The sequence below is a fragment of the Flexivirga sp. B27 genome, assembly GCF_052905685.1.
The window spans coordinates 1,823,780-1,850,177 of the sequence record NZ_JBPYUM010000001.1 but is presented as its reverse complement, the minus strand read 5'-3'; the positions used below and the strand labels follow the sequence as shown (position 1 = coordinate 1,850,177).

Annotated in this window: 27 protein-coding genes and 3 tRNA genes; 19 read left to right on the top strand and 11 right to left on the bottom strand. The window is 68.6% G+C overall.

The genetic code is table 11. The features are described from left to right. The first annotated feature begins 153 nt into the window (after positions 1-153). From ACSZL9_RS08690 to purM, 3 genes are read left to right on the top strand one after another with little or no spacing between them, the layout of a single operon-like run. Positions 154-417 (top strand): hypothetical protein, encoded by a 264-nt coding sequence (locus ACSZL9_RS08690; protein WP_446665052.1) that lies wholly within the window; start codon positions 154-156, stop codon positions 415-417. Positions 418-466: 49 nt separating this feature from the next. After that, a complete protein-coding gene (purF, locus tag ACSZL9_RS08685) occupies positions 467-2,056 on the top strand; it encodes an amidophosphoribosyltransferase (RefSeq protein WP_446665051.1) in 1,590 nt (529 codons plus the stop codon). Positions 2,057-2,084: 28 nt separating this feature from the next. Then, positions 2,085-3,194, top strand: a complete 1,110-nt coding sequence (gene purM / locus ACSZL9_RS08680; protein ID WP_446665050.1) for a phosphoribosylformylglycinamidine cyclo-ligase — start codon at positions 2,085-2,087, stop codon at positions 3,192-3,194. Positions 3,195-3,309: 115 nt separating this feature from the next. On the opposite strand, the gene ACSZL9_RS08675 is transcribed toward purM, so the two are convergent. The 3 genes from ACSZL9_RS08675 to ACSZL9_RS08665 form a co-directional block, all read right to left on the bottom strand. Next, on the bottom strand, positions 3,310-3,507 hold the full coding sequence (locus tag ACSZL9_RS08675) for a DUF3073 domain-containing protein (RefSeq protein WP_446665049.1): 198 nt from the start codon (positions 3,505-3,507) through the stop codon (positions 3,310-3,312). Between the two features lie 154 nt (positions 3,508-3,661). Further along, positions 3,662-4,291 carry a copper resistance CopC family protein gene (locus ACSZL9_RS08670; RefSeq protein ID WP_446665048.1) on the bottom strand — a complete coding sequence of 210 codons (630 nt, stop codon included), beginning with the start codon at positions 4,289-4,291 and terminating at the stop codon, positions 3,662-3,664. A gap of 50 nt (positions 4,292-4,341) precedes the next feature. Next, complete coding sequence (locus tag ACSZL9_RS08665; RefSeq protein ID WP_446665047.1) at positions 4,342-5,085, bottom strand: DUF4352 domain-containing protein; 744 nt, start codon at positions 5,083-5,085, stop codon at positions 4,342-4,344. Between the two features lie 163 nt (positions 5,086-5,248). Between ACSZL9_RS08665 and ACSZL9_RS08660 the strand changes: the two genes are divergently transcribed. From ACSZL9_RS08660 to ACSZL9_RS08650, 3 genes are read left to right on the top strand one after another with little or no spacing between them, the layout of a single operon-like run. Continuing rightward, positions 5,249-6,511, top strand: coding sequence for a sensor histidine kinase (locus ACSZL9_RS08660; RefSeq protein ID WP_446665046.1), 1,263 nt, complete (start codon positions 5,249-5,251; stop codon positions 6,509-6,511). Further along, positions 6,504-7,187, top strand: coding sequence for a response regulator (locus ACSZL9_RS08655; protein WP_446665045.1), 684 nt, complete (start codon positions 6,504-6,506; stop codon positions 7,185-7,187). The genes ACSZL9_RS08660 and ACSZL9_RS08655 overlap by 8 nt, the downstream gene beginning before the upstream one ends. Beyond that, the gene (locus ACSZL9_RS08650; protein WP_446665044.1) at positions 7,187-7,534 is read left to right on the top strand and encodes a hypothetical protein; all 348 of its coding nucleotides are present in this window, start codon (positions 7,187-7,189) and stop codon (positions 7,532-7,534) included. Before ACSZL9_RS08655 ends, ACSZL9_RS08650 begins: the two co-directional genes overlap by 1 nt. A gap of 58 nt (positions 7,535-7,592) precedes the next feature. On the opposite strand, the gene ACSZL9_RS08645 is transcribed toward ACSZL9_RS08650, so the two are convergent. The 4 genes from ACSZL9_RS08645 to ACSZL9_RS08630 all read right to left on the bottom strand — a co-directional run bounded on the left by ACSZL9_RS08645 (position 7,593) and on the right by ACSZL9_RS08630 (position 9,045). Then, positions 7,593-7,665 (bottom strand) — tRNA-Phe (locus tag ACSZL9_RS08645). A gap of 32 nt (positions 7,666-7,697) precedes the next feature. Then, a tRNA-Asp gene (locus ACSZL9_RS08640) sits at positions 7,698-7,774 on the bottom strand. Between the two features lie 50 nt (positions 7,775-7,824). Beyond that, a tRNA-Glu gene (locus ACSZL9_RS08635) sits at positions 7,825-7,897 on the bottom strand. A gap of 101 nt (positions 7,898-7,998) precedes the next feature. Then, entirely contained in the window at positions 7,999-9,045 is a 1,047-nt protein-coding gene (locus tag ACSZL9_RS08630; protein ID WP_446665043.1) for a PHP domain-containing protein, read from the bottom strand. 200 nt (positions 9,046-9,245) lie between these two features. Here ACSZL9_RS08630 and ACSZL9_RS08625 point away from each other — a divergent pair, with 200 nt between their 5' ends. After that, the gene (locus ACSZL9_RS08625) at positions 9,246-9,713 is read left to right on the top strand and encodes a hypothetical protein (RefSeq protein ID WP_446665042.1); all 468 of its coding nucleotides are present in this window, start codon (positions 9,246-9,248) and stop codon (positions 9,711-9,713) included. On the opposite strand, the gene ACSZL9_RS08620 is transcribed toward ACSZL9_RS08625, so the two are convergent. The 3 genes from ACSZL9_RS08620 to ACSZL9_RS08610 are packed head-to-tail and all read right to left on the bottom strand — an operon-like array spanning position 9,682 to position 12,443. Continuing rightward, positions 9,682-10,659, bottom strand: coding sequence for a threo-3-hydroxy-L-aspartate ammonia-lyase (locus ACSZL9_RS08620; RefSeq protein WP_446665041.1), 978 nt, complete (start codon positions 10,657-10,659; stop codon positions 9,682-9,684). The two genes, ACSZL9_RS08625 and ACSZL9_RS08620, sit on opposite strands and share 32 nt — an antisense overlap. Continuing rightward, positions 10,656-11,180, bottom strand: coding sequence for a hypothetical protein (locus ACSZL9_RS08615; RefSeq protein ID WP_446665040.1), 525 nt, complete (start codon positions 11,178-11,180; stop codon positions 10,656-10,658). Before ACSZL9_RS08615 ends, ACSZL9_RS08620 begins: the two co-directional genes overlap by 4 nt. Before the next feature lie 9 nt (positions 11,181-11,189). Further along, on the bottom strand, positions 11,190-12,443 hold the full coding sequence (locus ACSZL9_RS08610) for an MFS transporter (protein ID WP_446665039.1): 1,254 nt from the start codon (positions 12,441-12,443) through the stop codon (positions 11,190-11,192). A 304-nt stretch (positions 12,444-12,747) separates the two neighbouring features. Between ACSZL9_RS08610 and ACSZL9_RS08605 the strand changes: the two genes are divergently transcribed. From ACSZL9_RS08605 to ACSZL9_RS08595, 3 genes are read left to right on the top strand one after another with little or no spacing between them, the layout of a single operon-like run. After that, positions 12,748-13,992: a hypothetical protein gene (locus ACSZL9_RS08605; protein WP_446665038.1), complete on the top strand. Its 1,245-nt coding sequence runs from the start codon at positions 12,748-12,750 to the stop codon at positions 13,990-13,992. Between the two features lie 25 nt (positions 13,993-14,017). Continuing rightward, positions 14,018-14,890, top strand: coding sequence for a diacylglycerol/lipid kinase family protein (locus tag ACSZL9_RS08600; protein ID WP_446665037.1), 873 nt, complete (start codon positions 14,018-14,020; stop codon positions 14,888-14,890). 31 nt (positions 14,891-14,921) lie between these two features. After that, positions 14,922-15,230 (top strand): DUF1330 domain-containing protein, encoded by a 309-nt coding sequence (locus tag ACSZL9_RS08595; RefSeq protein ID WP_446665036.1) that lies wholly within the window; start codon positions 14,922-14,924, stop codon positions 15,228-15,230. Here the strand turns inward: ACSZL9_RS08595 and ACSZL9_RS08590 are convergent. Further along, on the bottom strand, positions 15,206-16,468 hold the full coding sequence (locus tag ACSZL9_RS08590; RefSeq protein WP_446665035.1) for an isochorismate synthase: 1,263 nt from the start codon (positions 16,466-16,468) through the stop codon (positions 15,206-15,208). The two genes, ACSZL9_RS08595 and ACSZL9_RS08590, sit on opposite strands and share 25 nt — an antisense overlap. 70 nt (positions 16,469-16,538) lie before the next feature. Here ACSZL9_RS08590 and ACSZL9_RS08585 point away from each other — a divergent pair, with 70 nt between their 5' ends. From ACSZL9_RS08585 to ACSZL9_RS08545, 9 genes are all read left to right on the top strand, one after another. After that, positions 16,539-17,249, top strand: a complete 711-nt coding sequence (locus ACSZL9_RS08585) for a demethylmenaquinone methyltransferase (RefSeq protein ID WP_446665034.1) — start codon at positions 16,539-16,541, stop codon at positions 17,247-17,249. A 97-nt stretch (positions 17,250-17,346) separates the two neighbouring features. Next, on the top strand, positions 17,347-18,660 hold the full coding sequence (locus ACSZL9_RS08580; protein ID WP_446665033.1) for a geranylgeranyl reductase family protein: 1,314 nt from the start codon (positions 17,347-17,349) through the stop codon (positions 18,658-18,660). A 53-nt stretch (positions 18,661-18,713) separates the two neighbouring features. Beyond that, positions 18,714-19,079, top strand: coding sequence for an NADH-quinone oxidoreductase subunit A (locus ACSZL9_RS08575; RefSeq protein ID WP_188836748.1), 366 nt, complete (start codon positions 18,714-18,716; stop codon positions 19,077-19,079). Positions 19,080-19,091: 12 nt separating this feature from the next. Beyond that, positions 19,092-19,646, top strand: a complete 555-nt coding sequence (locus ACSZL9_RS08570; protein WP_446665032.1) for a NuoB/complex I 20 kDa subunit family protein — start codon at positions 19,092-19,094, stop codon at positions 19,644-19,646. Beyond that, positions 19,643-20,395, top strand: coding sequence for an NADH-quinone oxidoreductase subunit C (locus ACSZL9_RS08565; protein ID WP_446665031.1), 753 nt, complete (start codon positions 19,643-19,645; stop codon positions 20,393-20,395). Before ACSZL9_RS08570 ends, ACSZL9_RS08565 begins: the two co-directional genes overlap by 4 nt. Further along, a complete protein-coding gene (locus ACSZL9_RS08560) occupies positions 20,392-21,735 on the top strand; it encodes an NADH-quinone oxidoreductase subunit D (protein WP_446665030.1) in 1,344 nt (447 codons plus the stop codon). Before ACSZL9_RS08565 ends, ACSZL9_RS08560 begins: the two co-directional genes overlap by 4 nt. Further along, positions 21,732-22,586 carry an NADH-quinone oxidoreductase subunit NuoE gene (nuoE, locus tag ACSZL9_RS08555; RefSeq protein ID WP_446665029.1) on the top strand — a complete coding sequence of 285 codons (855 nt, stop codon included), beginning with the start codon at positions 21,732-21,734 and terminating at the stop codon, positions 22,584-22,586. The genes ACSZL9_RS08560 and nuoE overlap by 4 nt, the downstream gene beginning before the upstream one ends. Further along, positions 22,586-23,908: an NADH-quinone oxidoreductase subunit NuoF gene (gene nuoF / locus ACSZL9_RS08550; protein WP_446665028.1), complete on the top strand. Its 1,323-nt coding sequence runs from the start codon at positions 22,586-22,588 to the stop codon at positions 23,906-23,908. Before nuoE ends, nuoF begins: the two co-directional genes overlap by 1 nt. After that, entirely contained in the window at positions 23,905-26,397 is a 2,493-nt protein-coding gene (locus ACSZL9_RS08545) for an NADH-quinone oxidoreductase subunit G (protein WP_446665027.1), read from the top strand. The genes nuoF and ACSZL9_RS08545 overlap by 4 nt, the downstream gene beginning before the upstream one ends. Position 26,398 lies beyond the last annotated feature (1 nt).

Below are 26,398 nucleotides of genomic sequence, written 5' to 3'. Positions count from 1 at the left end.
TGCTGACGGGAGAACTAGCGCCTCACCCTAACGATTACCAAGACCGGCTGCCGACCTGTCCTACCCGTTGGTAACAACAGCGACCCCAGCTTGTCCGGGTCCGGTCGGAGGGTGCGGCATACCTCCCGCAGGGCAACGACTACCGTTCTCCGGGTGACCCAGCAGGATGGCCCGGACGGCCCGCAGCAGGAGCCGCGGTTGGTGCGACGCCGCACCCCCAACTTCGTGCGCTTCATCGTCACCGGAGCGGTCGTCGGCTTCATCGTCGGCTTGATCATCGCCTCGACCGGGCCGGACACCCAGGGCTACTCGGATCGCACCGGCATGGTGCTGATCGGCGGGATCCTCGCTGCCTTCGGCGCCCTCGCCGGCGCCATCGTCGCGCTCGTGCTGGAACGCGTGGTCAATCGGCGCTGAGGAGTGGACCTCGACCGGCCCAACCATCCCGCTGTGACACACTGGAGCCGTGGCGCGTGGAGATGGACGGCTGACGCACGATCTCTTGGCTGACGAGAAGGGGCCGCAGGACGAATGCGGGGTCTTCGGAGTCTGGGCTCCCGGTGAAGAGGTCGCCAAACTCACCTATTTCGGGCTCTATGCCCTGCAACACCGCGGGCAGGAGTCGGCGGGCATCGCGACGAGCGACGGTCACAGCATCCTGGTCTACAAGGACATGGGGCTGGTGTCGCAGGTCTTCGACGAGGCCAGCCTGACCTCGCTGCGCGGGCATCTCGCCATCGGGCACACGCGTTACTCCACAACAGGCGGCAGCACCTGGGAGAACGCCCAGCCCACCCTCGGCGGCAGTGACCGGGGCACGGTCGCGCTCGCGCACAACGGCAACCTGATCAACTCCGCCGAGCTGCGCGACATGGTCGACGAGCAACTCGACGGCCGCGCTGCGCGCGGTGAGCTGGCCCGCGGCAACACCTCCGACACCGCCGTCGTCACGGCGTTGCTGTCCGAGAACCCCGACAAGCCGCTGGAGGACACCGCGCTGGAGGTGCTGCCCAAGCTGCGCGGCGCCTTCTGCTTCGTCTTCATGGACGAGCACACGTTGTATGCCGCCCGCGACCCGTATGGCGTGCGGCCGCTCGCCCTCGGCCGGCTCGAGCGGGGTTGGGTCGTGGCGTCCGAGACCGCGGCGCTGCAGACCATCGGCGCCAGCGTGGTCCGCGAGGTCGAGCCCGGTGAGCTCATCGCGATCGACGAATACGGTTTGCGCAGCCACAAGTTCGCCGAGCCCAAGCCCAAGGGCTGTGTCTTCGAATACGTCTACCTCGCGCGACCGGACGCCGTGATGCGCGACCGTGTCGTGCACGAGGCACGGGTCGAGATGGGCCGGGTGCTGGCCCGCGAGCACCCGATCGACGCCGACCTGGTCATCGGTGTTCCCGAGTCGGGGGTGCCTGCCGCGACCGGTTATGCGCAGGAGTCCGGCATACCGTTCGGCCAGGGCTTCGTGAAGAACGCCTATGTCGGCCGCACGTTCATCCAGCCCAGCCAGACGCTGCGGCAACTCGGCATCCGGCTGAAGCTCAACCCGCTGCAGCACGCCGTCAAGGGCAAGCGACTGCTGGTCGTCGACGACTCGATCGTCCGCGGCAACACCCAGCGCGCCCAGATCCGGATGCTCCGGGAGGCCGGCGCCGCCGAGATCCACGTGCGCATCTCCTCGCCGCCGATCAAGTGGCCGTGCTTCTACGGCATCGACTTCGCCACCCGCGCTGAGCTGATCGCGACCGGCCTCGGCGTCGACGAGATCTGCGCCTCGATCGGTGCCGACTCGCTGGGCTACATCTCCGAGGACGGCATGATCGCCGCCACCAAGCAGCCCAAGAGCGAGCTGTGCAGCGCGTGCTTCACCGGCGAATACCCGATCGAGCTGCCCGAGGACGGCCGCATCGGCAAGCACGTCCTGGAGACGCTGCCGATCGACGTGCGCACCGGCCACGACACCGATGTCGAGCTCGCCGACGAGGACCGCCGCAGTGACGCCGAAGGCGTGTCCCTCGGAGTGTCCGGCGGCGCCCAGAACTCCCTGCTGCAGCCCTGACCCGCCGTCATACCCCCGAAGGACTCCGATGTCTGAAACCCCGCAGATCACGTATGCCGCAGCCGGTGTCGACGTCGAGGCGGGTGACAAGGCCGTCGAGCTGATGAAGGCGTCCGTGCGACGCGCGACCCGGCCCGAGGTGATCGGCGGACTCGGTGGATTCGCAGGACTTTTCGACGCCTCGGCGATCGCCCGCTTCACGCATCCGGTGCTCGCGACCTCGACGGATGGGGTCGGCACCAAGGTCGCGATCGCCCAGGCGATGGACGTGCACAACACCATCGGCTTCGACCTGGTCGGCATGGTCGTCGACGACATCGTGGTCTGCGGCGCGGAGCCGCTGTTCATGACCGACTACATCGCGACCGGCAAGGTCGTGCCCGAGCGGATCGCGGCGATCGTGCAGGGCATCGCCGCCGCGTGTGAGCAGGCGGGCGTCGCCCTGGTCGGCGGCGAGACCGCAGAGCATCCCGGGCTGCTGGAGCCGAGCGAGTATGACGTAGCCGGTGCCGCCACCGGCGCCGCCGAGCGCTCCAAGCTGCTCACCCCGGACCTCGTGCAGGCCGGTGACGTGGTGGTCGGCATACCGTCCAGCGGCCTGCACTCCAACGGCTTCTCGCTCGTGCGACGCGTCATCGCCGAAGCGGGCTGGTCACTGGACCGGGACGTGCCGGAGTTCGGCCGCACACTCGGGGAGGAGTTGCTGACCCCGACCCGCGTGTATGCCGCCGACCTGTTGCGTTTGATCGAGGCGCTGCCGGTGCACGCACTGTCGCACGTGACCGGTGGCGGCCTCGCGGCAAATCTCGCGCGGGTGCTGCCGACCGGCCTCACCGCGGTCGTCAACCGGAGCAGCTGGACGCCGCCGGCGGTCTTCTCGGTGATCGGTCAGCTCGGCAACGTGCCCGCAGCAGACATCGAGCGCACGCTCAACCAGGGCGTCGGCTTCGCTGCCGTCCTGCCGCAGGACGCGGTCGACGACGCGCTGGCGATGCTCACCGCGTGCGATCTGCCCAGCTGGGTGATGGGCACAGTCGAGCGCACCGACGCCGTCGACACCGACGCAGCACCGATCGTGACCGGTGCCAAGGGCGCCGAGTCCGGTGGTGCACAGTTGATCGGCGCCCACGCGCAGTGATCCGCACGTTGCCCTGTTGGGCAGCGTGGCCGTCGGGGAACGACGGATCCACGGGCGGCAAGCCCGTGGATGCGGTGAGTTGCGTTGTGAGAGGCCCCGTCAGCTCGGGGCGGGGTCAATCGCGGTGCGATGCCCAATCTGCGTAGTCGCCGTAGTCGTCGTCATCACGCGACATGTCGGCTTCCTCTGCGCTCTTGTGAGAAGACTTCGAGCTGAGTTCACGCTCGAGTGCATCCAGATCTGTGTCGGGAGAGAAGTACTTCAACTCCCGGGCCACCTTGGTCTGTTTTGCCTTAGCCCGGCCGCGCCCCATGGCGAGACCCCCTCATGTGTGTTGCCGGGGTGCGACCAGACGGGACGCCGTGCGTGCACGGACCCGCCCTCGGACCCCGGGATCCTCGGTCTATGTCGTGAGGTAAACGGTACCTCAGCCGTCAGACATTCCAAGCATCGACCGGTGCCTCACCTCACAGATCGGCGTTGTCGTCGCGTCCACGCAGGCGAATCAGCGCCGCAAACCCGCCCACGACCAGCAGTGCGAGCACGACGGCGCCGATGATCAGCAGCGGCTCGTTGTTGGTCCGGTCGGTCGGCCGCTGGAAATTCGGCACGGTCGTCTGGTAGCTCGTCTCGGGCGAAGTCGCACCGCTGCCGCGCTGCAGACCGGTCGCCGTCGAGGTGGCGTCGGACGCCGGCCCGGATGACGTGTCCGACTTCTTCGCTGCAGCCGCGTTGATCGAGTATTTGAAGTTGCCGCTCACCGGGTGCCCGTCGGCGGAGGTGACCCGCCATACGACCCGGACCGTGCCGGGCACCTTGGTGGATTTCAGCCGCTGGGTGACCACGTCCTCGGCGATCTGCGGCTTCCCGGACTGCAGCTGGGTGCCTGCCGCGTCGGTCACCCGGATGGCGATGCCGGTGTCGCTCACGCTGTCGCTGAACGTCAGCCGCAGCGACGCGGGCGCCGTGTGCAGGTCGGTGCCGGCGTCCGGGTGCGAGCCGACGAGTTGGTCGTGGGCGGCTGCGGGACCGGCACCCGCGAGCCAGAGCGCGATGAGCAGAGGCAGGGCGAGCACGAGACCGAGGCGGGGACGCATGCGCTCGATTATGACGATCGAGCCCGTGCGTCCCCGCCGCCAGGTCGCGGTCAGTGCAGTTGCACCGTCGTCGCGTCGTCGAAGAGGTCGCTGCCGTTGAAGTCGATCGCGGTGGCTTTCACACCGACCGGCATGTCGTAGACGAGCACGCCGTCGACGGCGTTGCCGGGGTTGATCTCCTCGAGGAAGACGTCGTTGTTCTTCATCGAGAGCTCCGCCGTGGTGTCCGGTGAGTAGGTCTTGTTGTCGGCATCCTTGATCTTCTGCTCGGAGTCGAGCAGAAGCTCGGAGTCGTTGCCGACGTTGCGGACGGTGACGTAGACGAGGGTGTAGCGGCCCTGCGCCTTCTCGGTCAGATACTGCTGCCCGACCGTTGTCCGGTCACGCACCACCTTGGTGACGGTGAACTGCAGGTCGCCGGACTTGACCGGGGTTCCGATGCCCGGCGCGGCGTTCTTCTTCTCCGCCGTCTTCTTCGCCGCGGCCTTCGTCGCGGCGGGTTGACCTGAGCCCGCCGCCGTGTCCGCAGCGGTCTCGCCGGCTGTGGGCGCAGCGCTGGACTGCGGGTCCGACCCGCCCGCGCCGGCCGTCGCCGCGCTGCCGATGACGATCACCGCGAAGACGCCCAGCAGTCCGGTGAGGACCTTGTGACGGGCGAACCAATTGCGCTTCTTCGGCGCCGGTGCGGGAGGCGCCGGCGGGAGGTTGCCACCGGCATACGGCGGCCGGCCGCTCCACTGCATGGGGTTCTGCTGGTCGTTCGGGCCGCCCTGGGGCCCCTGCTGCTGGTTCATGGTTGCTCCTCCGTTGTGGTCGTTCGGTGATGCACCCAGTGGACCGTCGGAGGGGCTGCCGGGGCTTCCGGCGACCGGCTCGTCATACCTCCACCGATCGGTGGAGGCCGGGTGAGCCGGGTGGTGGAGACGCGGCGTCGGTGGGGCGCCATACAGTTCGGTCATGCAGACCGGATCCGAGGCTCAGTGGTGGCGATCGCCACGCCTACGACGCGGTGTCGTGTCCGGTCTGATCGTCGCGCTGTGCGTGGGCACCCAGGTGCTGACGGTGTCCTACGCGCAATACCGCCACGAGGGCATCACCGAGCAGTCGGTCGCGGACGCGGCACAGCTGTCCGACCGCTTTGTCCCTGCAGCGCTCGTCGCGCTCGCGGCGGCCGTCGTGCTCATCTGGCGGCACCGTTGGCCGGTCTGGATCTCACTGGGGATCAGTGTGGCCACGATCGCCCTGCCGCTCGACGCGATCACGCCGCTCTTCGCGCTGTATGCCGTGCTGCTGGCCGCTTCCGGTCCGTGGCTGTGGGTGAGCGTCGCCGCCGCGACCGCCGCCGAGTTGGCGAGCGTATGGCGCGACGGCACCGGCACCCAGGTCTCGTCGTGGGCGCGCGGCCTCTTCTCGATGGATGACGGCGCGACCTTCCCGTGGTGGCTGGTCGTGCTGGAGACCGTGGGTTTCCTCGCGGTGACCATCGGTCTGGCGATGCTGGTGCGCAGCCGGCGCGCGTTGCGGGTCAGCGAGGTCAAGGAGGTCCGCAGCGAGACCAAGCTGCACGCCCTGGGCGAGGAGGTCGCCCGGCAGGCCGAGCGCGAGCGCATCGCTCGGGAGGTGCATGACGCGCTCGGGCACCGGCTGTCGCTGCTGTCCTTGCACGCGTCCGGTCTCGAGATGGCCGCCGACGACCCCAAGCTCGCCAAGAGCGCGGCGCTGGTCCGCGAGGGCGCCCAGGAGTCGATGGCCGACCTGCGGTCGCTGCTGGCGGTGCTGCGGCAGCCGGGTGACCCCGACATCAGCACCGCGCTGCCCACGCTCGTCGACCTCCCGCAGCTGATCGACGAGTCACTCGCGGCGGGCAGTCCCGTGGCGTCAGCGGTCTTCCTCGACCGGGGAGCAGAGCTGCACGAGCAGGTCAGCCGCAGCGCCTACCGCATCACCCAGGAGCTGCTCACCAACGCCCGCAAGCATGCGCCGGGTGTCCCGGTGCGCCTGCAGATCGACGGCGGCCCGGACAAGGGCGTGCAGATCAGCACCGCCAACCGGTCACCGCATCCGGACGATCGCACGATCCGCCCCGGCAACGGCCTGACCGGCCTGCACGAGCGGGTGCAGCAGTCCGGCGGCGAGTCGTGGGTGTGGGTGGATGATGATGGCGCCTTCCGCACGCTGGTGCGGTTGCCGTGGCAGTGGAAGGGATCCGCAGGTGAGTGACGCGCAGGTGAGTGGAGCCGGGGCAGTGCAGCCGATCCGGGTGCTGCTCGTCGACGACGATCCGTTGGTGTGCTCGGGGCTGGAGCTGATCCTGTCCAGCACCGACGACATCGAGGTCGTCGGGACCGCGAACGACGGCGACGAAGCCGTGGCGGCGGTGCAGCGGCACTTCCCGGACGTGGTGCTGCTCGACGTGCGGATGCCACGGGTGGACGGCATCGCAGCCACCAGGGCGCTGGTCGCGCTGCCGAAGCCACCGCGCGTGCTGGTGCTGACCACCTTCGATGCCGACGACATCGTGATGCGTGCCATCGGTGCCGGCGCGGCGGGCTTCCTGCTGAAGACCTCCGCCGCGCCCGAGATCATCGCGGCGATCCGCAACGTGCACGCAGGTGACGGTGCGCTGTCGCCGCGCAGCGCCCGCCGCGTCTTCGAGCAGGTCGGCGACGACGCTGCCGAGCGCAGCCTCGCGCGTGCGGCGATCGCGGGGCTGACCGACCGCGAGCGCGACGTCGTGCGGCTGGTCGTCGAGGGGCTGAGCAACCAGGCCATCGGAGCCCAGCTGTATGTCGGGGAGGCGACCGTCAAGTCGCACCTGTCGTCCGCGCAGCGCAAGCTCGGTGTCGAGGGACGCGTGCGACTGGCCGTGGTCGCGACGAAGGCCGGGTTGGTGTGATGACGAACGCAACGGATCAGCAGACGGCCGCGCGGAGTCGGCATGCCCCGGGCCGCGTCGTACTAGCCGCAGTGGTGGCGATCAGCCTGGCCGTGAACGTCGGCGGTTGGGTCGCCTACAACCGGCGCGGTTCCGGGCTCGGCCTGGCGACCTTGCTGCTGATGATCATGTTGATCGTCATGGTGACGGCGGTGGCCGGTGCACTGGTCGTGTGGTTCTGGCGGAAGCCGGGCAGCAGCCTTGCGCAGTTGATCTTCGGAGCGGCGCTGGCGGTGTTGTCGGTGGGGCTGCTCGGGGTGAACTCGTGGTACCTGTGGACGACCGAGGTGTGCCGCACCTGCGTATGAGGCCACGAGAAGAGCCGCACCCGGGTCGGGTGCGGCTCTCTTCGTACGTTGTGCTCGGTGGCCAGAGACGGGGTCGAACCGCCGACCTAGCGATTTTCAGTCGCTCGCTCTACCAACTGAGCTATCTGGCCTTGTGCTGGTCTAACGTCCCTTCGGAAAGGGATGGCGACCCCGACGGGACTCGAACCCGCGACCTCCGCCGTGACAGGGCGGCGCGCTAACCAACTGCGCTACGGGGCCTTGCGGCCTTCTTACTTTCGTGCAACCTGCATCATCGCATGAGCGATGCGTATCCCCAACGGGATTCGAACCCGTGCTACCGCCGTGAAAGGGCGGGGTCCTAGGCCGCTAGACGATGGGGACTTCATCTTCGACGACCAGTCCTCAAGCGTTAGCCACCTCGGCTGGTGTCGAGGACTTGAAAACTATAAGGGAGCGTCGCCCGATCCACCAAAACGGGGTGGTCAGGACTTCGCCGCCCAGTCGAGGAGGCGGTCCTTCGGCCACGTGTTGACGATGCGATCGAGAGGCACCCCGAGCCGTTGCGCGCGCTCGCAGCCGTACTCCACGAAGTCCAGCTGCCCCGGAGCGTGCGCGTCGCTGTCGATGGAGAAGAGGCATCCGGCGTTGAGGGCCAGTGCGATCAGCTCGTCCGGCGGGTCCTGGCGTTCGGGCCGCGAGTTGATCTCCACGGCGACGTCGTGCTCGGCGCATTCGGTGAAGACCGCCTCGGCATCGAAGGCGGACTGCTCCCGGCGCAGTGCCTTGCCGCGGCGCTCGCCGTCGACCATCCGGCCGGTGCAGTGGCCGAGGATGTTGGTGCGCGGGTTGCGCACCGCGCCGATCATCCGGCGGGTCATCGGCGCCTTGGCCATCTTCAGCTTCGAGTGCACGGACGCGACCCGGACATCGAGTTTCGCCAGCATCGCGTCGGTCTGGTCCAGCGAACCGTCGTCGAGGATGTCGACCTCGATGCCCTTGAGCAACGTGAAGTCGCCGGTGCGCTCGTTGATGCGGTCGATCAGTTTCAGTTGCCTGGTGAGCCGTTCGGCGCTGAGCCCGTTCGCGACCCGCAGCGAGGGGGAGTGGTCGGTGAGCACCTGGTATTCATGGCCGAGTTCCATTGCGGTGGCGACCATTTCGGGGACCGGCGAGCCTCCGTCACTCCAGTCCGAATGGCTGTGGCAGTCGCCGCGCAGTGCATCGCGATAGCGTTCGCCGCCCTCGACGAGTCGCTCGTGATTCTTCGCCTCCAGGCTGGTCAGGTATGCCGGGCGCTCACCCGCCAGCGCCTCGCGGATGACCGCCTCGGTCGACTTCCCGATGCCCGGCAGGTCGTGCAGCGTGCCGTCGCCGACCCGTTGCTCCAGCTCCTCGCGGGGTGTGCCGATCACCGTGTCGGCGGCCTGGCGGAATGCCTTGACGCGGTAGGTCCCTGCGCGCGATCGCTCCAGCAGGAAGGCGATCCGGCGCAGCGCGTCGATCGGTTCGATGGGTTCCTCGTCCGGCATACGACCAGCTTGCCGGATGCGCGGGCCGGCGTGTCCCGAAGTACCGACGGTCGGTCTGTCGGGACGGGTTGGGCGTGGTTTGCTGTCCCGAAGTGCCGACGGTCGTGATCTCGGGACAGGTTCCGCGGCGATGCGTGTCCCGAAGTGCCGACGGTCGTCGGCTGGGTACAAATTTTCTGCGGTGGCTTACCCTTCCCTCCGTGCGGATCTGGATCATGGTGCCCCTGCTGGTCGCCGGCATCGCCTGGGCGTGGTGGGTGCGCCGCCGGATGCAGCAGTCGCAGTTGCACTGGCTGATCGATCGGGCGCGGGACAGCACCGCGAAGGCGCGGGCGTTCACCGTGAGCACGCAGACTGTGGCGGCGCTGGTGGCGGTCGTCGTCCTGGTGGTGGCGCTGTGGGCCGAGCAGACGCATCGGGCGTTCTGGGTGCGAGTTCCCCTCGCGTTGTTGGTGATCTCGGTCTACGTGCCGTTCGCGACGCAGCTGGCTCCGGTCCGTTTTCGGCTCGGCAAGCTGCGTCGCTCGCCGCAGCAGCGGATGGTCGAGATGGGCGCCCGGCCACCGATCGCCGAGGCGATCGCGCGTGCCGGCAAACCCTTCGCGTTCGTCGGGTCGCTGATCTTCCTGGCCGCGGTCACCGTGCTCGCGTGGCACCACGTGCGATGAGGCCGGCGTAGCGGTCGAGGTCGACGTTGCCGCCGGACAGGATGACGCCGACCTTCGCGCCGGACATCGACGGGGCGAGAGTCTTCGCCGCCGCGAGCGCGAGGGCGCCGGTCGGCTCGACGACCAACTTGCAGGTGTGCGCGAGAGACCGCATGGCAGCGACGAGTTCGTCGTCCGTCACGCGCACGATGTCCTCGACGAGCTCACGGATGATCGGGAAGGTCAGCTCGCCGAGCGCCGTCGTCTGCGCGCCGTCGGCGAGCGTGTCCGGCACAGGGATGGTGACGATCTCACCGGAGTCGAAGGACTGTTTGCCGTCATCCCCGGCAGCCGGTTCAGCGCCGAAAATCCTTGTGTCCTGGCGCATCCCGCGCGTGGCGACCGCCGTGCCGCTGAGCAGCCCACCGCCGCCGAGCGGCGCGATCACCACGTCGAGGTCGGGCGCTTCCTCCAACAGCTCGAGCGCGGCCGTGCCTTGTCCGGCAGCGATGTGCGGGTGGTCGAACGGCGGTATGACGGTGCGGCCCTCGCGCTCGGCCAAGTCCCGTGCGATCGCGGCACGGTCCTCGGTGCGGCGGTCGTAAGGGACGACCGTGGCGCCATACCCCTTGGTGGCAGTGAGTTTGATCGCCGGCGCATCCGTCGGCATCACGATGGTCGCGGGGATGTCGAGCAGGCGCGCTGCGAGCGCGACCGCCTGCGCGTGATTGCCGGAGGAGAACGCCACGACGCCGGCTGCGCGTGCGTCGTCGTCGAGTCGGCTGAGCGCGTTGTAGGCGCCGCGGAACTTGAAAGCCCCCATCCGCTGGAGGTTTTCGCACTTCAGGTGCAGCTCGATCCCGAGCTCGTCATCCAGCCGGGACGACGTCACGACCGGGGTGCGGTGTGCGACGCCGTCCAGCGTGCAGGCGGCGTCCTGGACATCGCCGAGGTGGAACGCGCTCACGGGGTGTTCTCGGGGTGCGCCTCCTGCTCGGCCGAGGCCGGCAGAGTCGAGTTGGCCGGCTTGGCCGCGACCGACGGCTTCGGCGTGGCCTGCTGCCGCTCGGTCGCCGGCGGCTCCTGCTCGGTCGACCGCGACCGGTCCTGGATCGTCTTCACGGTGAACATCAGCGCGACGACTCCCACGGCCATCACCACGCGCGGAGCCTTGACCCCGTGCCGGACGAGGAACGCCTCGATCTTGTCGTCGGCCTTCATCCCGAGCCCGGAAGTGACCAGCATCAGGCCGCCGGTGGCGGCCGCGAGCACATCGCTGGCGCTGACCGCCTTGTGCAGCGGGTGGTCGTCGGGCAGGTCGTCGCCGCGGACGACGAAGAAGAGCGTGCCCGCGGTGCCGACGGAATTTGCCCAGCGCAGGCCGCGCCGTGCCCATTTCGGGAAGCGGGCCGGCCGGACCAGGGTGATCACACCGGCGGTTGCGGCCGACGCGAGGTTGAGGGCAGTGGTCTGCTTCGAGGACGCCATGGAAAAACCTTAGAGCGTGCTCAGTGCGTCGCCGGTCGGCACCACCGTCTGCGCCGCCGCATGTGCCCGGCGCAGCATCGGACCGGCGAGCAGCGCGAGCACGCACGCCAGACCGCCGGCGGTGACCGTGACGGCGAAGGATGCGGTCGCGCCGGAGATGTCGCCGAGCCGGCCTGCGACGGCCGCACCCACGGCATACCCGAGACCGGTGGCGGCAGCCAGCAGGGTCATCGCGACACCGGTCCGCGACGGCGGCGTCAGCTGCTCGCCGAGCGTGAACGTCGTGATCATGTATGGCGCGACGCAGCAGCCGAGCACGATCAGCACCGGGCACAGCAGGCTGAGAGCGTCGATGAGCAGCAGCGGCGTGGACAGCACGAAGAGCCCGGCCGCGGTCGCGCGCCACCGGGTGACGTAACCGATCCGCGCGGGCAGCGCCGCCATACTCAGCCCGGCGACGACGCTGCCGATGCCCAGCAGCGCCTGGATCAGCCCGGCGACGCCGGGATGACCGGCTGCCGTCGCGATGACGGTCGCGCCGGTCTGCACCGATCCGAAGATCATCCCGATGATCAACTGCGCCGCCATCAAGGTGATCAGCGCGGGCGTCAGCACGCGAGCGGTCGCGGTGACACCGGTGCGCGAGGAGCGCAGCCGCGCCGTCGGATGTATGCCGAACCACGTGCCGAAGACCGCCAACAGTGCCGCGGCCGTGCAGATGCCGACGCCCGGATCGACGACGGCGGCGATGGACCCGACCAGTGCCGGGCCGAGCACGAACGACGCCTCGTCGGCCGACCCCTCGTAGGAGAACGCCGTGTCGATCAGCCGCAACGACGAGTCCGAACGGCCGCTGGAGCTGATGATCGGTCGCCAACGCACTCGCGCCAGGGGACCGGTCTGCGGGATGAAGAAGCCGCCGACGGCTGCCGCTGCCGCGGCCCAGATCCAGTGGATGCCGCTCTCCGCAGCGACCACGACGGCCACGAGGCCGAGTGCGGCGATGAGCGACTGGGTGAGCACGACCGTGCGTTGGCCGAGGCGGTCGGAGGCGGCACCGAGCAGCGGCGACCCGATCGCGTTGGCGACCGCGAGCGCACCCGCGGTTGCGCCGCCGGCGCCGTAGCTGTCGCTGGTGTGGGCGACCAGGAGCAGGACGCCCATCTGGCTCATCGCGAGTGGCAGGCGGGCGAGGAACGCCACGACGATGTAGGTGCGTCCGGTCAGGCCGAAGAGATGTCGGTATGACGAAACAGGTGACACGGGAGGGGCTGCCTTTCGAAAGGGTCGACGGATGCTGCTGCGCGACTTCCCGCCTCCAAGTCGCGCCCGGACCCTGTGCGCATCCCAGTTTACCGCCATTTCGACGGGCTCAATGACCTGATCTAGTAGCTCGATGACCGGAGTTGGGGGCTCAACGACCTCATGAGGTGGCCGAGCTTGTCGAGGTCACGGGTGTCATCTCGTACGGCGCGGGGGCTTGGGAATGCCGGGCGGGTTTGTCACGCTGGGGCTGGACGCCGGGCGGGGAGAGCACGGTGCCCGGCAGCTCGAGGGACGGGGACCCATGGCAGCACTGAGCAGACGGGATGCGCTGGTCGGAGGAGTGGCAGCAGGGGCAGCGGCCGCCCTGACCGGGTGCGGCATCGCCCCGGGCGCCGGGGGAGAGGACAACACTCCATCGGGTGCGAAAAGCTCTGCGGGCGCACGGGATTCACGATCCGCGGCATCGACTCCGGCAGCCCGCCTGATCGGTGACGGGTCGACCTCCGACACGGGTCCGCAACCGCACCAGCCGACTCCGCGCAAGCTGAAACCCGGTCAGGCGCCGCCGCAGTTCGTGGTCATCTCCTGGGACGGTGCGGGTGAGATCGACGGGCTCAACCTGCTGTCGCACTTCCGAGGGGTGGCGCGCGAGGTCGGTGCGTCGATGACGCTCTTCCTGTCCGGGCTGTTCCTGTTGCCGCGGGACAAGAAGCACCTCTACCACCCGCCGCAGCACGACGTCGGTGCCTCCGACATCGGCTATCTGGACGACGGCGACATACACGCCACGATCGAGAACATCGGTGAGGCGTGGAAGGAGGGCCACGAGATCGGCACGCACTTCAACGGCCACTTCTGCGGCCCGAAGGGCGTGAAGAAGTGGTCGTCGGCTGACTGGCGCAGCGAGATCGAGCAGGCCAAGTCGTTCGTCGAGCACTGGCGCACCAACACCGGTTTCACCGACCTGCCGCCGTTGCCCTTCGACTACGACAAGGAGCTCGTCGGCGGCCGCACACCATGCCTGGAGGGAGCCGACGACCTGCGGATCGCCGCCTCGAAGCTCGGCTGGCGATATGACAGCAGCAAGACCGGCATCCAGATGTGGCCGTCCAAGGATCGCAACCTGTGGGACCTGTCGATGCAGTCCATCCCGTTCGCGAGGCACACCGGCCAGGTCATCTCGATGGACTACAACATCATGTTCAACCAGACCGGCGGCACCACGCGCGGCGCACGCTCCAAGCGGCCGGGCTGGGAGCAGGAAGCGGTCGACACCTACCTCGCCGGGTTCAAGCGTGTCTACGACTCCAACCGGGCGCCGCTGATCATCGGCAACCACTTCGAGGGCTGGAACGGCGGCATCTACATGACGGCGGTCGAGAAGGTGATGCGCAAGATCGTCACCTATCCCGACGCTCGGATCGTGTCCTTCCGGCAGCTCATCGACTGGATCGAGGCGCAGGACCCGACGGTGCTCGCCAAGCTGCGGACCGTGCCCTACGGCAGCAAGCCGGTCGGTGGCTGGGAGCAGTTCCTGGCCGCATGAGGCGGCACGATGTAAGGATGACGCTGTGCGGTCCTTCCACGTCATAGCCAATCCGCTGTCCGGGGGCGGCCGAGCCGTCCACGCCGCCCGTGAGGTCGCCGCCGACATCGGCGATGCCGGCGGCACCGTCCGCATCACCTTCTCGCCGGGCATCGAGGCGGCCGACTCACTGGTGCGGGACACCGCGGCGGCCGGTGAGCTGGCGGTCGTCGTCGGCGGCGACGGCATGGTCAGCACCATGGCGGGTCCGCTGCACCAGTACGACGTCTCCGCGGCGATCATCCCGAGCGGCCGCGGCAACGACTTCGCCAGGCAGCTCGGCATACCCGAGAACGTCCATGACGCAACGCGTTTGGCCGTCGGCGGGGTCGAGCGGAAGGTCGATGCGATCGAGGTCGCCGACCGGGTGGTCGTCGGCAGTGTGTATGCCGGGGTCGACTCGCGCGTGTCCGAGCTGGTCAACTCCAGCTCCGGTCGACTGCCGTCGGCGGCGCAGTATCAACTTGCCTCGGTGCGCGGCCTGTTGGAGTTCAGCCCGCGCAACTACCGCGTGCAGGTCGATGGCGAGGTCTTCGAATACCGCGGCGTCACCGCCATTGCCGCGAATTCCGGCTACTACGGCAAAGGCATGCACGTCGCGCCGGAGGCCGACGTGCACGACGGGCTGCTCGACGTGGTGATGATCGCTGCCGGCAACCGGCTGAAGTTCGTGCGCTCGCTGCCGCAGCTCTACCGCGGCACCCACGTGCGCAACCCCGAGGTGACGGTGGCGCGCGGGGTGGAGGTCCGTATCGAGGCCGAGGGCGTGGAGGCGTATGCCGACGGTGAGCCCCTCGCTCCCGCGCCGGTCACCGCACGCGCGCTCAGTGGTGCGCTCCGTCTGCGGTTGAATAACTGAGACACACTCCCGCTACGACGAAGGAATCCCCATGGCTGCCAAGGGATATTGGATCGCTCGCGTCTCCGTGCACGACAACGAGGGCTATGCGGCATACGTCGCGAAGGCCAACCCGGTCTACAGCGCCCACGGCGGTGTCCCGATCATCCGCGGCGGGCAGTACGAAGGTGTCGAGGGCGAAGCCCGGCCGCGCAATGTGGTGATCGAATTCCCTTCGTACCAAGCGGCTTTGGACTGCTACAACTCGCCGGAGTATGCCGAGGCGCGCGCCATACGACAGCAGGCCGCCGACGGCGAGATCGTCGTGGTCGAGGGCTATGACACGCAGCCGAGCGCCTGACGCATCGGCACGAGCTTGGCGTCGGACTCGCGCAGCTCGGAGTCCGGCTGCGAGCCGGCCACGATGCCGCAGCCGGCGAATATCCTGATCTGTGACGGGTTTTCGAGCTCGCCGCAGCGCAGCGCGATGCCCCATTCGCCGTCGCCGTCGGCATCGAGCCAGCCGACCGGGCCGGCATACCGACCGCGGTCCATGCACTCGAGGTCGGCGATCAGGTCCCGTGCGGCGAGCGTCGGGGTGCCGCACACCGCGGCGGACGGGTGCAGCGATGCGGCCAGCGTCAGCGACGAGACGTCCTCGTGCAGCACACCTGCCACGTCCGTTGCCAGGTGCATGACGTTGGGCAGGTGCAGCACGAAGGGCGACTCGGGCACGTTCATCGACGAGCAGTGCGGCGACAGGGCGTCGGCGACCGAACGCACCGCGTATTCGTGCTCCTCCAGGTCCTTGCTCGACCGGGCGAGCGAGGCGGCGAGCGCGAGGTCGTGCTCGTCGTCGCCGGTGCGGCGGATGGTGCCGGCCAGCACGCGCGAGGTGACCAGGCCCTTCTGCCGGCGCAGCAGCATCTCCGGGGTCGCACCGATCAGTCCGTCGACGCTGTAGGTCCAGGTGTTGGGGTAGGACTCCGAGAGGTTGCGCAGCAGGTAGCGCGGGTCGATCGCGTCCTCGGTGCGGACCACGACGTCGCGCGCCATCACCACCTTGTCGAGCGCGCCGGACTGGATCCGCTGCACCGCCGTGCCCACGGCCGAGGTCCACTCGGCACCGCTGAGAGCCCCGTCGTGGACGTCGGAAATCGTTGGTGTCGCGGGCTTCTCGCCCCTCGGGAGATCAGGTGTCGCGGGCAGCTCCGCCGCCGTGCTGACCGTCGTGATCCACGCGACGCCGTTGCGTCGGCCGACCACGACCGAGGGGACGTGCAACACGCCGCCCGACTCCGAGGTCGCCGCGAAGGCGAAGGAGCCGACGGCGATCAGGCCGGCGCCGGGCAGGTCGACCTCTGCGCGCACCACCGCGTCGCGGACGATGCCGCGCCACCACTGCTCGGCGTCCTCGAAGCGGGACGTCCCGTGCGTCTGTATGGCGCTCGCGGTGCCCCAGCCGACGAAGCCATCGCCTTCGCGCAACCAACTCACGGGGGAGTCGGCGTCGGCAGGTATCAAGGAGACGAGATCACCCGGGTCCGGAATGCGCATCGAGCGCACCACCAGAGCCGGGTGGGTTTGCGGCAACGGCATGGTCACGACCGGACACCTTACGCCGCACGTGACTGTGGACCCGCTTTCGCCATACGTGACAATGACGGTTATGAATCGTGCGAGCCTCGACAAGCAGCCACGTGACGTCGCCAAGATGTTCGACCAGGTGGCGGCCCGCTACGACCTGACCAACGACGTCATGTCGATGGGGCAGGACCGTCGCTGGCGCAAGGTGGTCGTCGACTCGGTGGCGCCCCGTCCGGGCGATCTGATCCTCGACATCGCGGCCGGGACGGGCACCAGCAGTGAGCCGTTCGAGCGACTCGGCGCTCGCGTCGTGCCGGCGGATTTCTCCCTCGGCATGTTGCGCAAGGGCAAGCAGATGCGGCCCGACATGGCGTTCACCGCCGCGGACGCGATGCAGTTGCCCTTCGCCGACGGTGTCTTCGACGCGGTGACCATGTCGTTCGGCTTCCGCAACGTGCAGTCGACCGAGGAGACGCTGCGGGAGTTCCGGCGGGTGACCAAGCCGGGCGGCAAGGTGCTGATCTGCGAGTTCTCGACACCGACCAACGCAGCCTTCCGCAAGGTCTACAGCGAATACCTCATGACCGCGTTGCCGCGTGTCGCCCGCAAGGTCGGCTCCAACGCCGAGTCCTACGTCTATCTGGCCGAGTCGATCCAGGCCTGGCCGGACCAGGCGGGCATCGCCGCGCAGATGCAGGACGCCGGCTGGAGCAAGGTCGAATGGCGCAACCTGACCGGTGGCATCGTGGCCCTGCACCGCGCCACCAAACCGCAGAACCTCCTCGCCGACTGACGGTCGGGGTTAGGAGTGCCTTAGTAGGTTCACTGACCGTGCTGGGAATACAGTGCAGGGGTTAGTGAAGACGTTCACAAGCTAGAAAGTTTTCCGAGTGAGCCTCCCCGGCGTTAGCCCTGCCCTGGACGAGAGCGCCGACGTCATCGTCGTCGGTGCCGGCCCCGGGGGTTCAGCCACAGCTGCTTACCTTGCAATGGCCGGTCTCGACGTGCTGTTGCTGGAGAAGACCCACTTCCCCCGGGAGAAGGTCTGCGGCGACGGACTGACCCCGCGAGCCGTGCGTGAGCTGATCACGCTCGGTGTCCCCACCCCCGAAGAAGACGGCTGGATCAAGAACAAGGGCCTGCGGATCATCGGCGGCGGCATGCGCCTGCAGCTGGACTGGCCCGACGTCTCGAGCTTCCCGCCATACGGCCTGGTGCGCACCCGGCAGGACTTCGACGACATCCTGGCCAAGCACGCCGTCAAGCACGGTGCGCGGCTGCGCCAAGGCGTCAACGTCGGCGACGCGATCCGCGACGACCGCACCGGCGCGATCGTCGGGGTCCAGGCCAAGGAGATGGGCGAGAACGGTCGCCCGACCGGCCGCGCGTTGACCTACCGCGCCCCGCTGGTGATCGCCGCCGACGGCAACTCCTCACGGCTGTCGCTGGCGATGGGCCGCGACAAGCGTGACGACCGCCCGATGGGTGTCGCAGTGCGCACCTACTACACCAGCCCGCGGCACGACGACGACTACCTCGAGTCGTGGCTGGAGCTGTGGAGCAAGGACAAGAACGGCAAGCGGGTCCTGCTGCCCGGCTACGGCTGGATCTTCGGCGTGGGCGACGGCACCAGCAACGTCGGCCTCGGGATCCTCAACACCTCCAGTGCTTTCGGCAAGACCGACTACAAGGACGTCATGCGTCAGTGGGTCGCCACCATGCCGGAGGAGTGGACCTACAACGAAGAGACGATGGTCGGGCCGATCCGCGGCGCGGCGCTGCCGATGGGCTTCAACCGGCAGCCGCACTACGCCGACGGACTGATGCTGGTCGGCGACGCCGGCGGCATGGTCAACCCGTTCAACGGTGAGGGCATCGCCTACGCGATGGAGTCCGGCCGGCTGGCCGCCGAAGTGATCGCGCAGGCCTTCGGCCGGGCCGACGACGCCGGCCGCGAGCGGGTGCTGCAGTCCTACCCGATGGTCATGAAGGACGCCCTGGGCGGCTACTTCACGGTGGGCCGCTACTTCGCACAGTTGATCGGCCACCCGGAAATCATGCGTTTTGCTGTCCGTTACGGCTTGCCGCGCAAGACGATGATGCGATTCTTGTTGAAGGTGATGGCCAACCTCGGCGACGAGCACGGTGGCAAACTCGATGACCGAGTGATGTCGGTGTTGGCCCGCATGGTGCCGGCGGCATGACGACGTCTCAGGTCACCGGCTCGAACAATGACGTTCGGAAGGACTCGTAAGCAATGAACTACTCCTACGCACCGTTGTTGTTCTTCGCCGGCATCGGCGCCGCGTTCGCGATCTTCTCGGTGCTCGGCGCCAGCACGCTGGCCGGCCCGAAGCGCTACAACCGCGCCAAGGCCGACGCCTACGAGTGCGGCATCCAGCCCAGCCCGCACGCCGAGGGCGGCGGCCGCGTGCCGATCAAGTACTACCTGACGGCGATGCTGTTCATCATCTTCGACATCGAGTCGGTGTTCCTCTACCCGTTCGCGGTGTCGTTCGACCGGCTGGGCTTGTTCGCCCTCATCGAGATGGTGCTCTTCGTCGTGACCGTCTTCGTCGCCTACGCCTTCGTATGGCGCCGCGGCGGACTTGAGTGGGATTGAGGTCTGTCAGACATGGGAATCGAAGAGAAACTGCCCGCGGGCTTCCTGCTGACCACGGTCGAGCAGGTTGCCGGCTACATGCGCAAGAGCTCGGTCTGGCCGGCGACGTTCGGCCTGGCGTGCTGCGCGATCGAGATGATGGCCGTCGGCACACCCGACTACGACATCGCCCGCTTCGGCATGGAGCGCTTCAGTGCGACGCCGCGCCAGGCGGACCTGATGATCGTCGCCGGCCGGGTGAGCCAGAAGATGGCTCCGGTCGTGCGCCAGGTCTACGACCAGATGCCCGAGCCCAAGTGGGTCATCTCGATGGGCGTGTGCGCCAGTTCCGGCGGCATGTTCAACAACTACGCGATCGTGCAGGGTGTCGACCACGTCATCCCGGTCGACATCTATCTGCCGGGTTGTCCGCCGCGGCCGGAGATGCTGATGAACGCCATCATCGAGCTGCACAAGCAGATCCAGAACACCAAGCTCGGCGTCAACCGGGTCGAGGCCGCGCGCGCTGCCGAGCAGGCTGCGATGGCCGCAACCCCGACGCACCAGATGAAAGGCCTGCTGGCGTGAGTGACGAGACGGAGCGCAGCAGCGAGGAGACGACGACCGACGCGGTGACGCCGGGCGAGATCGTCGAGCGGTCCACCGTCGGCGAGCCGATCAAGATCGCCGAGCGCCGTGGCATGTTCGGGTCGTCCCTCGGCAACGACACCAGCGGGTATGGCGGGCTGAACCGCCCCGTGCTCTTCCCGGGCACGGCCGGCAAGCCCTACGGCAGCTACTTCGACGACGTGACCGAGGCACTCGAGGCGGCACTGACCCGGCACGGCGGCGACTACGACGCCGCCGTCGAGCGGGTCGTCGTGGACCGCGGCGAGCTGACCCTCTTCATCGCCCGTGAGCACCTACCGCTGGTCGCACGCGCGCTGCGTGACGAGCCGGACCTACGCTTCGAGCAGTGCATGGGCGTCAGCGGTGTGCACTACCCGGAGGACACCGGTCGCGAGTTGCACGCCTGCTATCACTTCACCTCGATCACCAACGGCAGCAGGCGTGTTCGCCTCGAGGTCGCCGTGCCCGACGCCGACCCGCACCTGCCGTCGATCGTCGAGACCTACCCCGGTGCCGACTGGCACGAGCGGGAGACCTGGGACATGTTCGGCCTGATCTTCGACGGTCACCCGGCACTGACCCGGATCCTGATGCCGGACGACTGGCCGGGTCACCCGCAACGCAAGGACTACCCGCTCGGCGGCATACCCGTCGAGTACAAGGGAGCGACGGTGCCCCCGGCGGACGACAGGAGGTCCTACAAGTGACCGCTCAGACTGATCCCTTCGGCGCCACCACCCACGACGTCGACGACGACACCCCGGTCCTCAACGCGGTCGGCGGTGACTGGGACGACTTGGTCGACGAGGCCGCCGCGCTCCACGAGGAGCGGATCGTCGTCAACATGGGTCCGCAGCACCCGTCGACGCACGGCGTGCTGCGCCTGGTCCTCGAGCTGGACGGCGAGACGGTGACCGAGGCCCGCGCGGGCATCGGCTACCTGCACACCGGCATCGAGAAGAACATGGAGTTCCGCACCTGGACGCAGGGCGTGACCTTCTGCACGCGCATGGACTACGTCATGCCGATCTTCAACGAGGCGGTCTACTGCCTGGCCACGGAGAAGCTGCTCGGCATCACCGATCAGATCCCCGAGCGCGCACAGGTGATCCGCGTGCTGATGATGGAGCTGCAGCGCGTGGCCTCGCACCTGGTGGCGCTGGCCACGGGCGGTATGGAGCTGGGCGCGACCACCGTCATGACCGTCGGTTTCCGTGAGCGCGAGCGCATCCTGCGGATCTTCGAGGCGATCAGCGGCCTGCGGATGAACCACGCCTACATCCGTCCCGGCGGTGTCGCCGGTGACCTGCCCGCGGGCACCATCGACCAGGTCCGGGAGAACCTCCCGTTGCTGCGCAAGGGGATCGGCGAGATCGAGGCGCTCTTCAACGAGAACCCGATCCTCAAGGCGCGCATGGTCGACGTCGGCTACCTCGACCTCACCGGTTGTATGGCGCTGGGCGTCACCGGGCCGGTCCTGCGGTCGACCGGCCTGCCGCACGACCTGCGCAAGTCTGACCCTTACTGCGGCTACGAGACCTACGACTTCGATGTCCCGGTCCGGGACACCTCCGACGCCTACGCCCGTTACCGGCTGCGTGTCGACGAGATGTACGAGTCGCTGCGCATCGTCGAGCAGGCGATCCAGCGTCTGGACGACAACCCCGGACCGGTCATGGTCGCGGACAAGAAGATCGCCTGGCCGGCGCAGCTGTCGGTCGGCTCGGACGGCCAGGGCAACAGCCTGGACCACATCCGGGAGATCATGGGCGAGTCGATGGAGTCCCTCATCCACCACTTCAAGCTGGTGACCGAGGGCTTCCGAGTCCCGCCGGGCCAGGCATATTCCGCGGTCGAGAGCCCCAAGGGTGAGCTCGGCTGCCACGCCGTCTCCGACGGTGGCACGCGGCCCTACCGGGCGCACTTCCGCGACCCGTCCTTCAACAACCTGCAGGCCGTCGCCGCGATGGCCGAGGGCGGCTCGGTCGCCGACGTCATCGTGGCCGTGGCGAGCATTGATCCAGTCATGGGAGGCGTTGACCGATGACAGAGATGAACCAGGTGCACCCCGAGGACCGGGCGCACGCGTCCAACGCGATCCTGCACCCGCAGACGCCGCTGCACGCGACCGAGGAGCCCTACACCGACGAGCAGCTCGCGCAGCTGAGCGCGGACATGGACGAGGTCATCGCGCGCTACCCGGTGAAGCGCTCGGCGTTGTTGCCGATGCTGCACCTGGTGCAGAGCGTCGACGGTTTCGTGACCGGTCGCGGTGTGCGGTTGTGCGCGGAGAAGCTGGAGCTGTCCGACGCCGAGGTCAGCGGTGTCGCGACCTTCTACACCCAGTACAAGCGCCACCCCAACGGTGACTACACCATCGGTGTCTGCACCAACACGTTGTGCGCGGTCATGGGCGGTGACCTGATCTTCGACACGCTGTCCGAGCACTTGGGCATCGGCCACGACGAGACCACCGAGGACGGCTCGATCACGCTGGAGCGGGTCGAGTGCAACGCCGCCTGCGACTACGCCCCCGTCGTGATGGCCAACTGGGAGTTCTTCGACAAGCAGACCCCCGAGTCCGCGGTGCAGATGGCCGACGACCTGCGGGCGGGCAAGGACGTCGCGCCGACGCGCGGCGCCGCCAAGGTCTGCAAGTTCAAGCACATCGAGCGTGTGCTGGCCGGTTTCCCCGACGAGCACGCCAATGAAGGTGTCGGCGCCGGCGAGCAGTCACTGGAGGGCCTGCGGCTGGCACACCAGAACGACTGGCGTGCACCCGGTGACGAGGGCGGTCCGCTCTCGGAGGAAGCACACCAGAACACCGCGACCACCACGGAGACCGGCGGCCCACTGCCGGGTCACCCGCAGAGTTCTGCCGAAGGGCAGGAGGACTGATGGCTACCACCCTCACCCCGGTGCTCACCAAGCACTGGGACGACCCGCGCAGTTGGACGCTGGAGACCTACCGCCGCGAAGGCGGCTACCGCGCGCTCGACAAGGCGCTGACGATGGACCCCGCGGCACTGATCGATGAGGTCAAGAACTCCGGCCTCCGTGGTCGAGGTGGCGCCGGCTTCCCCAGCGGCCTGAAGTGGTCGTTCCTGCCCAAGCCGGACGGCGGTCCGCGCTACCTGGTGGTCAACGCCGACGAGTCCGAGCCGGGCACCTGCAAGGACATCCCGCTCATGATGGCGACGCCGCACACCCTCCTGGAGGGCGTGGCGATCACGTCATACGCCATCGGCTGCCACCACGCGTTCATCTACCTGCGCGGTGAGGTCGTGCACGTCTACCGCAGGCTGATGAACGCCGTGCAGGAGGCGTATGACGCCGGCCTGCTCGGCAAGGACATCAATGGCACCGGCTTCGACCTAGACGTCACGGTGCACGCAGGCGCGGGCGCCTACGAGTGTGGTGAGGAGACCGCGCTGCTGGACTCGCTCGAGGGACGGCGCGGCCAGCCCCGACTGAAGCCGCCGTTCCCCGCGGTGGAGGGCCTCTACGCCCGACCCACTGTGGTCAACAACGTCGAGTCGATCGCGTCGGTTCCCAGCATCGTGGCCAACGGCGCCGACTGGTTCGGCAGCATGGGCACCGAGAAGTCCAAGGGCTTCGGCATCTTCAGCCTGTCCGGTCACGTGACCCGGCCCGGCCAGTACGAAGCACCGCTCGGCATCACGCTGCGGGAGCTGCTGGACATGGCCGGTGGCGTCCGCGAGGGCCACGAGCTGAAGTTCTGGACGCCCGGCGGCTCGTCGACACCGATCTTCACCGCCGAGCACCTCGACGTGCCGCTCGACTTCGACTCGGTCGCCGCGGCCGGCTCGATGCTGGGCACCCGCGCGCTGCAGATCTTCGACGAGACGGTCTCGGTGGTGCACGCCGTCGCCCGCTGGACCGACTTCTACGCGCACGAGTCCTGCGGCAAGTGCACGCCGTGCCGTGAAGGCACCTACTGGATGAAGCAGATCATGACCCGGCTGGAGCACGGCAAGGGCACGGACGAGGACATCGAGACCCTGCTCGACGTCTGCGACAACATCTTCGGCCGGTCGTTCTGTGCGCTCGGCGACGCATCCACCTCGCCGGTCACCTCCGGCATCCAGCACTTCCGTGAGGAGTTCGAGCTCGGCACCCACACGCCGTGGTGGGAGGCGTTCCCGCCGGAGAACTCCGCACTCTTCCCGGTTCCGCAGAAGGAGGCCGCGTCCGTATGACGACCGTCGCCGATGACAAGACGCCGGACGCACCGCCGGTCGACCAGGTCAGCCTGGAGATCGATGGTGTGCCGGTCACGGTGCCCAAGGGCACCTTGGTGATCCGTGCGGCCGAGCAGGTCGGCATCCAGATCCCGCGTTTCTGCGATCACCCGCTGCTGGACCCGGTCGGCGCCTGCCGCCAGTGTCTGGTCGAGGTGCCCGACGCCGGCAACGGCCGGGGTATGCCGAAGCCGCAGACCTCCTGCACGCTCGCGGTCGCCGAGGGCATGAAGGTCGAGACGCAGCAGACCTCCGCCGTGGCCGACAAGGCGCAGCACGGTCAGATGGAGTTCCTGCTGATCAACCACCCGCTGGACTGCCCGGTCTGTGACAAGGGCGGTGAGTGCCCGCTGCAGAACCAGGCGATGTCCAACGGCCGGCCCAAGAGCCGGTTCGTCGACGTCAAGCGCACCTACCCCAAGCCGATCAACATCTCCTCCCAGGTGTTGCTCGACCGGGACCGCTGCATCCTGTGCGCCCGCTGCACCCGCTTCTCCGACCAGATCGCTGGCGACCCGTTCATCGCGCTCATCGAGCGCGGTGCGCTGCAGCAGGTCGGCATCTACGAGGAGAAGCCCTTCCAGTCCTACTTCTCCGGCAACACCGTGCAGATCTGCCCGGTGGGTGCGCTGACCGGTGCGGCATACCGCTTCCGCTCCCGGCCGTTCGACCTGGTGTCGACCCCATCGGTGTGTGAGCACTGCGCGAGCGGTTGCTCGATCCGCACCGACCACCGCCGCGGTGTGGTGCTGCGTCGGATGGCGTTGGAGGACAACGCGGTCAACGAGGAATGGAACTGCGACAAGGGCCGCTGGGCGTTCAAGTACGCCACCACCAAGCGGCTGGAGACCCCGCTGGTCCGTGACGAGAGCGGCGACCTGCGGGTCGCGTCCTGGCCCGAGGCGCTGGACGTCGCGGCCAAGGGCCTCGCTGCGGCCAAGGGGGCAGGCGGTGTCGGTGTGCTCACCGGCGGCCGCGTGAGCGTCGAGGACGCCTACGCCTACAGCAAATTCGCCCGTATGGCGCTCGACACCAACGACATCGACTTCCGCGCGCGGCCGCTGTCCGCGGAGGAGTCCGACTTCCTCGCGAGCTCGGTCGTGACGACCGGCCCGGACGGTGTGGGCGACGCGAAGGCTGTCACGTTCACCGACCTGGAGACCGCGCCGTCGGTGCTGCTGGTCGGGTTCGAGCCCGAGGAGGAGTCGCCGATCATCTTCCTGCGGTTGCGCAAGGGCAACCGCAAGAACGGCGTCAAAGTCATGTCCGTCGCGCCGTTCGTGACGCGCGGCCTGACCAAGATGGGCGGCTCGCTGATCGCGGCCGCTCCCGGCACCGAGGCCGAGGTGCTCGACGCGATCACCGCGGCCAGCGGTGACCTGGCGGAGACCTTCCAGGCGCTCAGCGCCGACTCGATCATCCTGGTCGGTGAGCGGATGGCGACCGTGCCCGGCGCACTGTCGTCCGTTCTCGCCCTGGCCGAGGCCAAGGGTGCCCGCGTCGGGTGGGTCCCGCGCCGGGCCGGCGAGCGCGGTGCGCTGGAGGCCGGTGCGATCGGCAACCTGCTGCCCGGCGGTCGTCCGGTCGAGGACGCCGCAGCGCGCAGTGAGGTCGGCACCGTCTGGGGCGCGACCGAGCTGCCCGAGCAGACCGGTCGGGACACCGATCAGATCCTGCAGGCTGCCGCGTCTGGCGAGCTCGCCGGACTGGTCGTCGGTGGCGTCGACCCCCGCGACCTGACGGCCCAGCAGGTCGTGCAGGACGCGTTGGACAAGGCGTTCGTGGTCTCGCTGGAGGTCCGCGAGAGTCCTGTTGCGCCATACGCCGACGTGGTGTTGCCGGTGGCAGCACAGCAGGAGAAGGCCGGCTCGTTCGTCAACTGGGAGGGTCGCGTGCGGCCCTTCGAGAAGGCCCTGGAGAGCACCGACATCCCCGACTTCCGTGCCCTGGATCTGCTGGCTGCGGAGCTCGGTGAGTTCCTCGGCACCCGCTCGGTGGCGCAGGTGCGCGCCGAGATGCAGGAGCTGGGTGCGTTCACCGGCGAGCGTCCGTCCCGGCCGCGGGTGCGGTCGCGCGGTGTGCCCCGCCCGCTGATCGGCGAAGCGGTCCTCGCGACCTGGACACACCTGCTCGACAAGGGTGTGCTGCAGGACGGCGAGCCCTACCTCGCCGGCACGGCCGTGGCGTCCGTCGCCCGGGTGTCGTCGGCGACTGCGGCGAGTGTCGGTGCCGGTGACGGTGACCGCCTGACGGTCTCGACCAAGGAGGGTGCGATCACCCTGCCGGTCGTCATCACCGAGATGCCCGACTACGTCGTGTGGCTGCCGACCAATTCGACCGACAGCGCGGTGCGTGCCACGCTCGGTGCCGACGGTGGCGCGATCGTCACGCTGGCCAAGGCGCCGGCGACCGTCGAGCAGTCCGACTCCGAGGAGAGTGCGCAGTGAA

Coding starts and splice junctions, on each gene's coding strand:
- purM (WP_446665050.1), top strand. CDS start 2,085: ATGTCTGAAACCCCGCAGATCACGTATGCCGCAGCCGGTGTCGACGTC.
- ACSZL9_RS08675 (WP_446665049.1), bottom strand. CDS start 3,507: ATGGGGCGCGGCCGGGCTAAGGCAAAACAGACCAAGGTGGCCCGGGAG.
- ACSZL9_RS08670 (WP_446665048.1), bottom strand. CDS start 4,291: ATGCGTCCCCGCCTCGGTCTCGTGCTCGCCCTGCCTCTGCTCATCGCG.
- ACSZL9_RS08665 (WP_446665047.1), bottom strand. CDS start 5,085: ATGAACCAGCAGCAGGGGCCCCAGGGCGGCCCGAACGACCAGCAGAAC.
- ACSZL9_RS08660 (WP_446665046.1), top strand. CDS start 5,249: ATGCAGACCGGATCCGAGGCTCAGTGGTGGCGATCGCCACGCCTACGA.
- ACSZL9_RS08650 (WP_446665044.1), top strand. CDS start 7,187: ATGACGAACGCAACGGATCAGCAGACGGCCGCGCGGAGTCGGCATGCC.
- ACSZL9_RS08630 (WP_446665043.1), bottom strand. CDS start 9,045: ATGCCGGACGAGGAACCCATCGAACCGATCGACGCGCTGCGCCGGATC.
- ACSZL9_RS08615 (WP_446665040.1), bottom strand. CDS start 11,180: ATGGCGTCCTCGAAGCAGACCACTGCCCTCAACCTCGCGTCGGCCGCA.
- ACSZL9_RS08605 (WP_446665038.1), top strand. CDS start 12,748: ATGGCAGCACTGAGCAGACGGGATGCGCTGGTCGGAGGAGTGGCAGCA.
- ACSZL9_RS08595 (WP_446665036.1), top strand. CDS start 14,922: ATGGCTGCCAAGGGATATTGGATCGCTCGCGTCTCCGTGCACGACAAC.
- ACSZL9_RS08590 (WP_446665035.1), bottom strand. CDS start 16,468: ATGCCGTTGCCGCAAACCCACCCGGCTCTGGTGGTGCGCTCGATGCGC.
- ACSZL9_RS08585 (WP_446665034.1), top strand. CDS start 16,539: ATGAATCGTGCGAGCCTCGACAAGCAGCCACGTGACGTCGCCAAGATG.
- ACSZL9_RS08575 (WP_188836748.1), top strand. CDS start 18,714: ATGAACTACTCCTACGCACCGTTGTTGTTCTTCGCCGGCATCGGCGCC.
- ACSZL9_RS08570 (WP_446665032.1), top strand. CDS start 19,092: ATGGGAATCGAAGAGAAACTGCCCGCGGGCTTCCTGCTGACCACGGTC.
- nuoE (WP_446665029.1), top strand. CDS start 21,732: ATGACAGAGATGAACCAGGTGCACCCCGAGGACCGGGCGCACGCGTCC.
- nuoF (WP_446665028.1), top strand. CDS start 22,586: ATGGCTACCACCCTCACCCCGGTGCTCACCAAGCACTGGGACGACCCG.
- ACSZL9_RS08545 (WP_446665027.1), top strand. CDS start 23,905: ATGACGACCGTCGCCGATGACAAGACGCCGGACGCACCGCCGGTCGAC.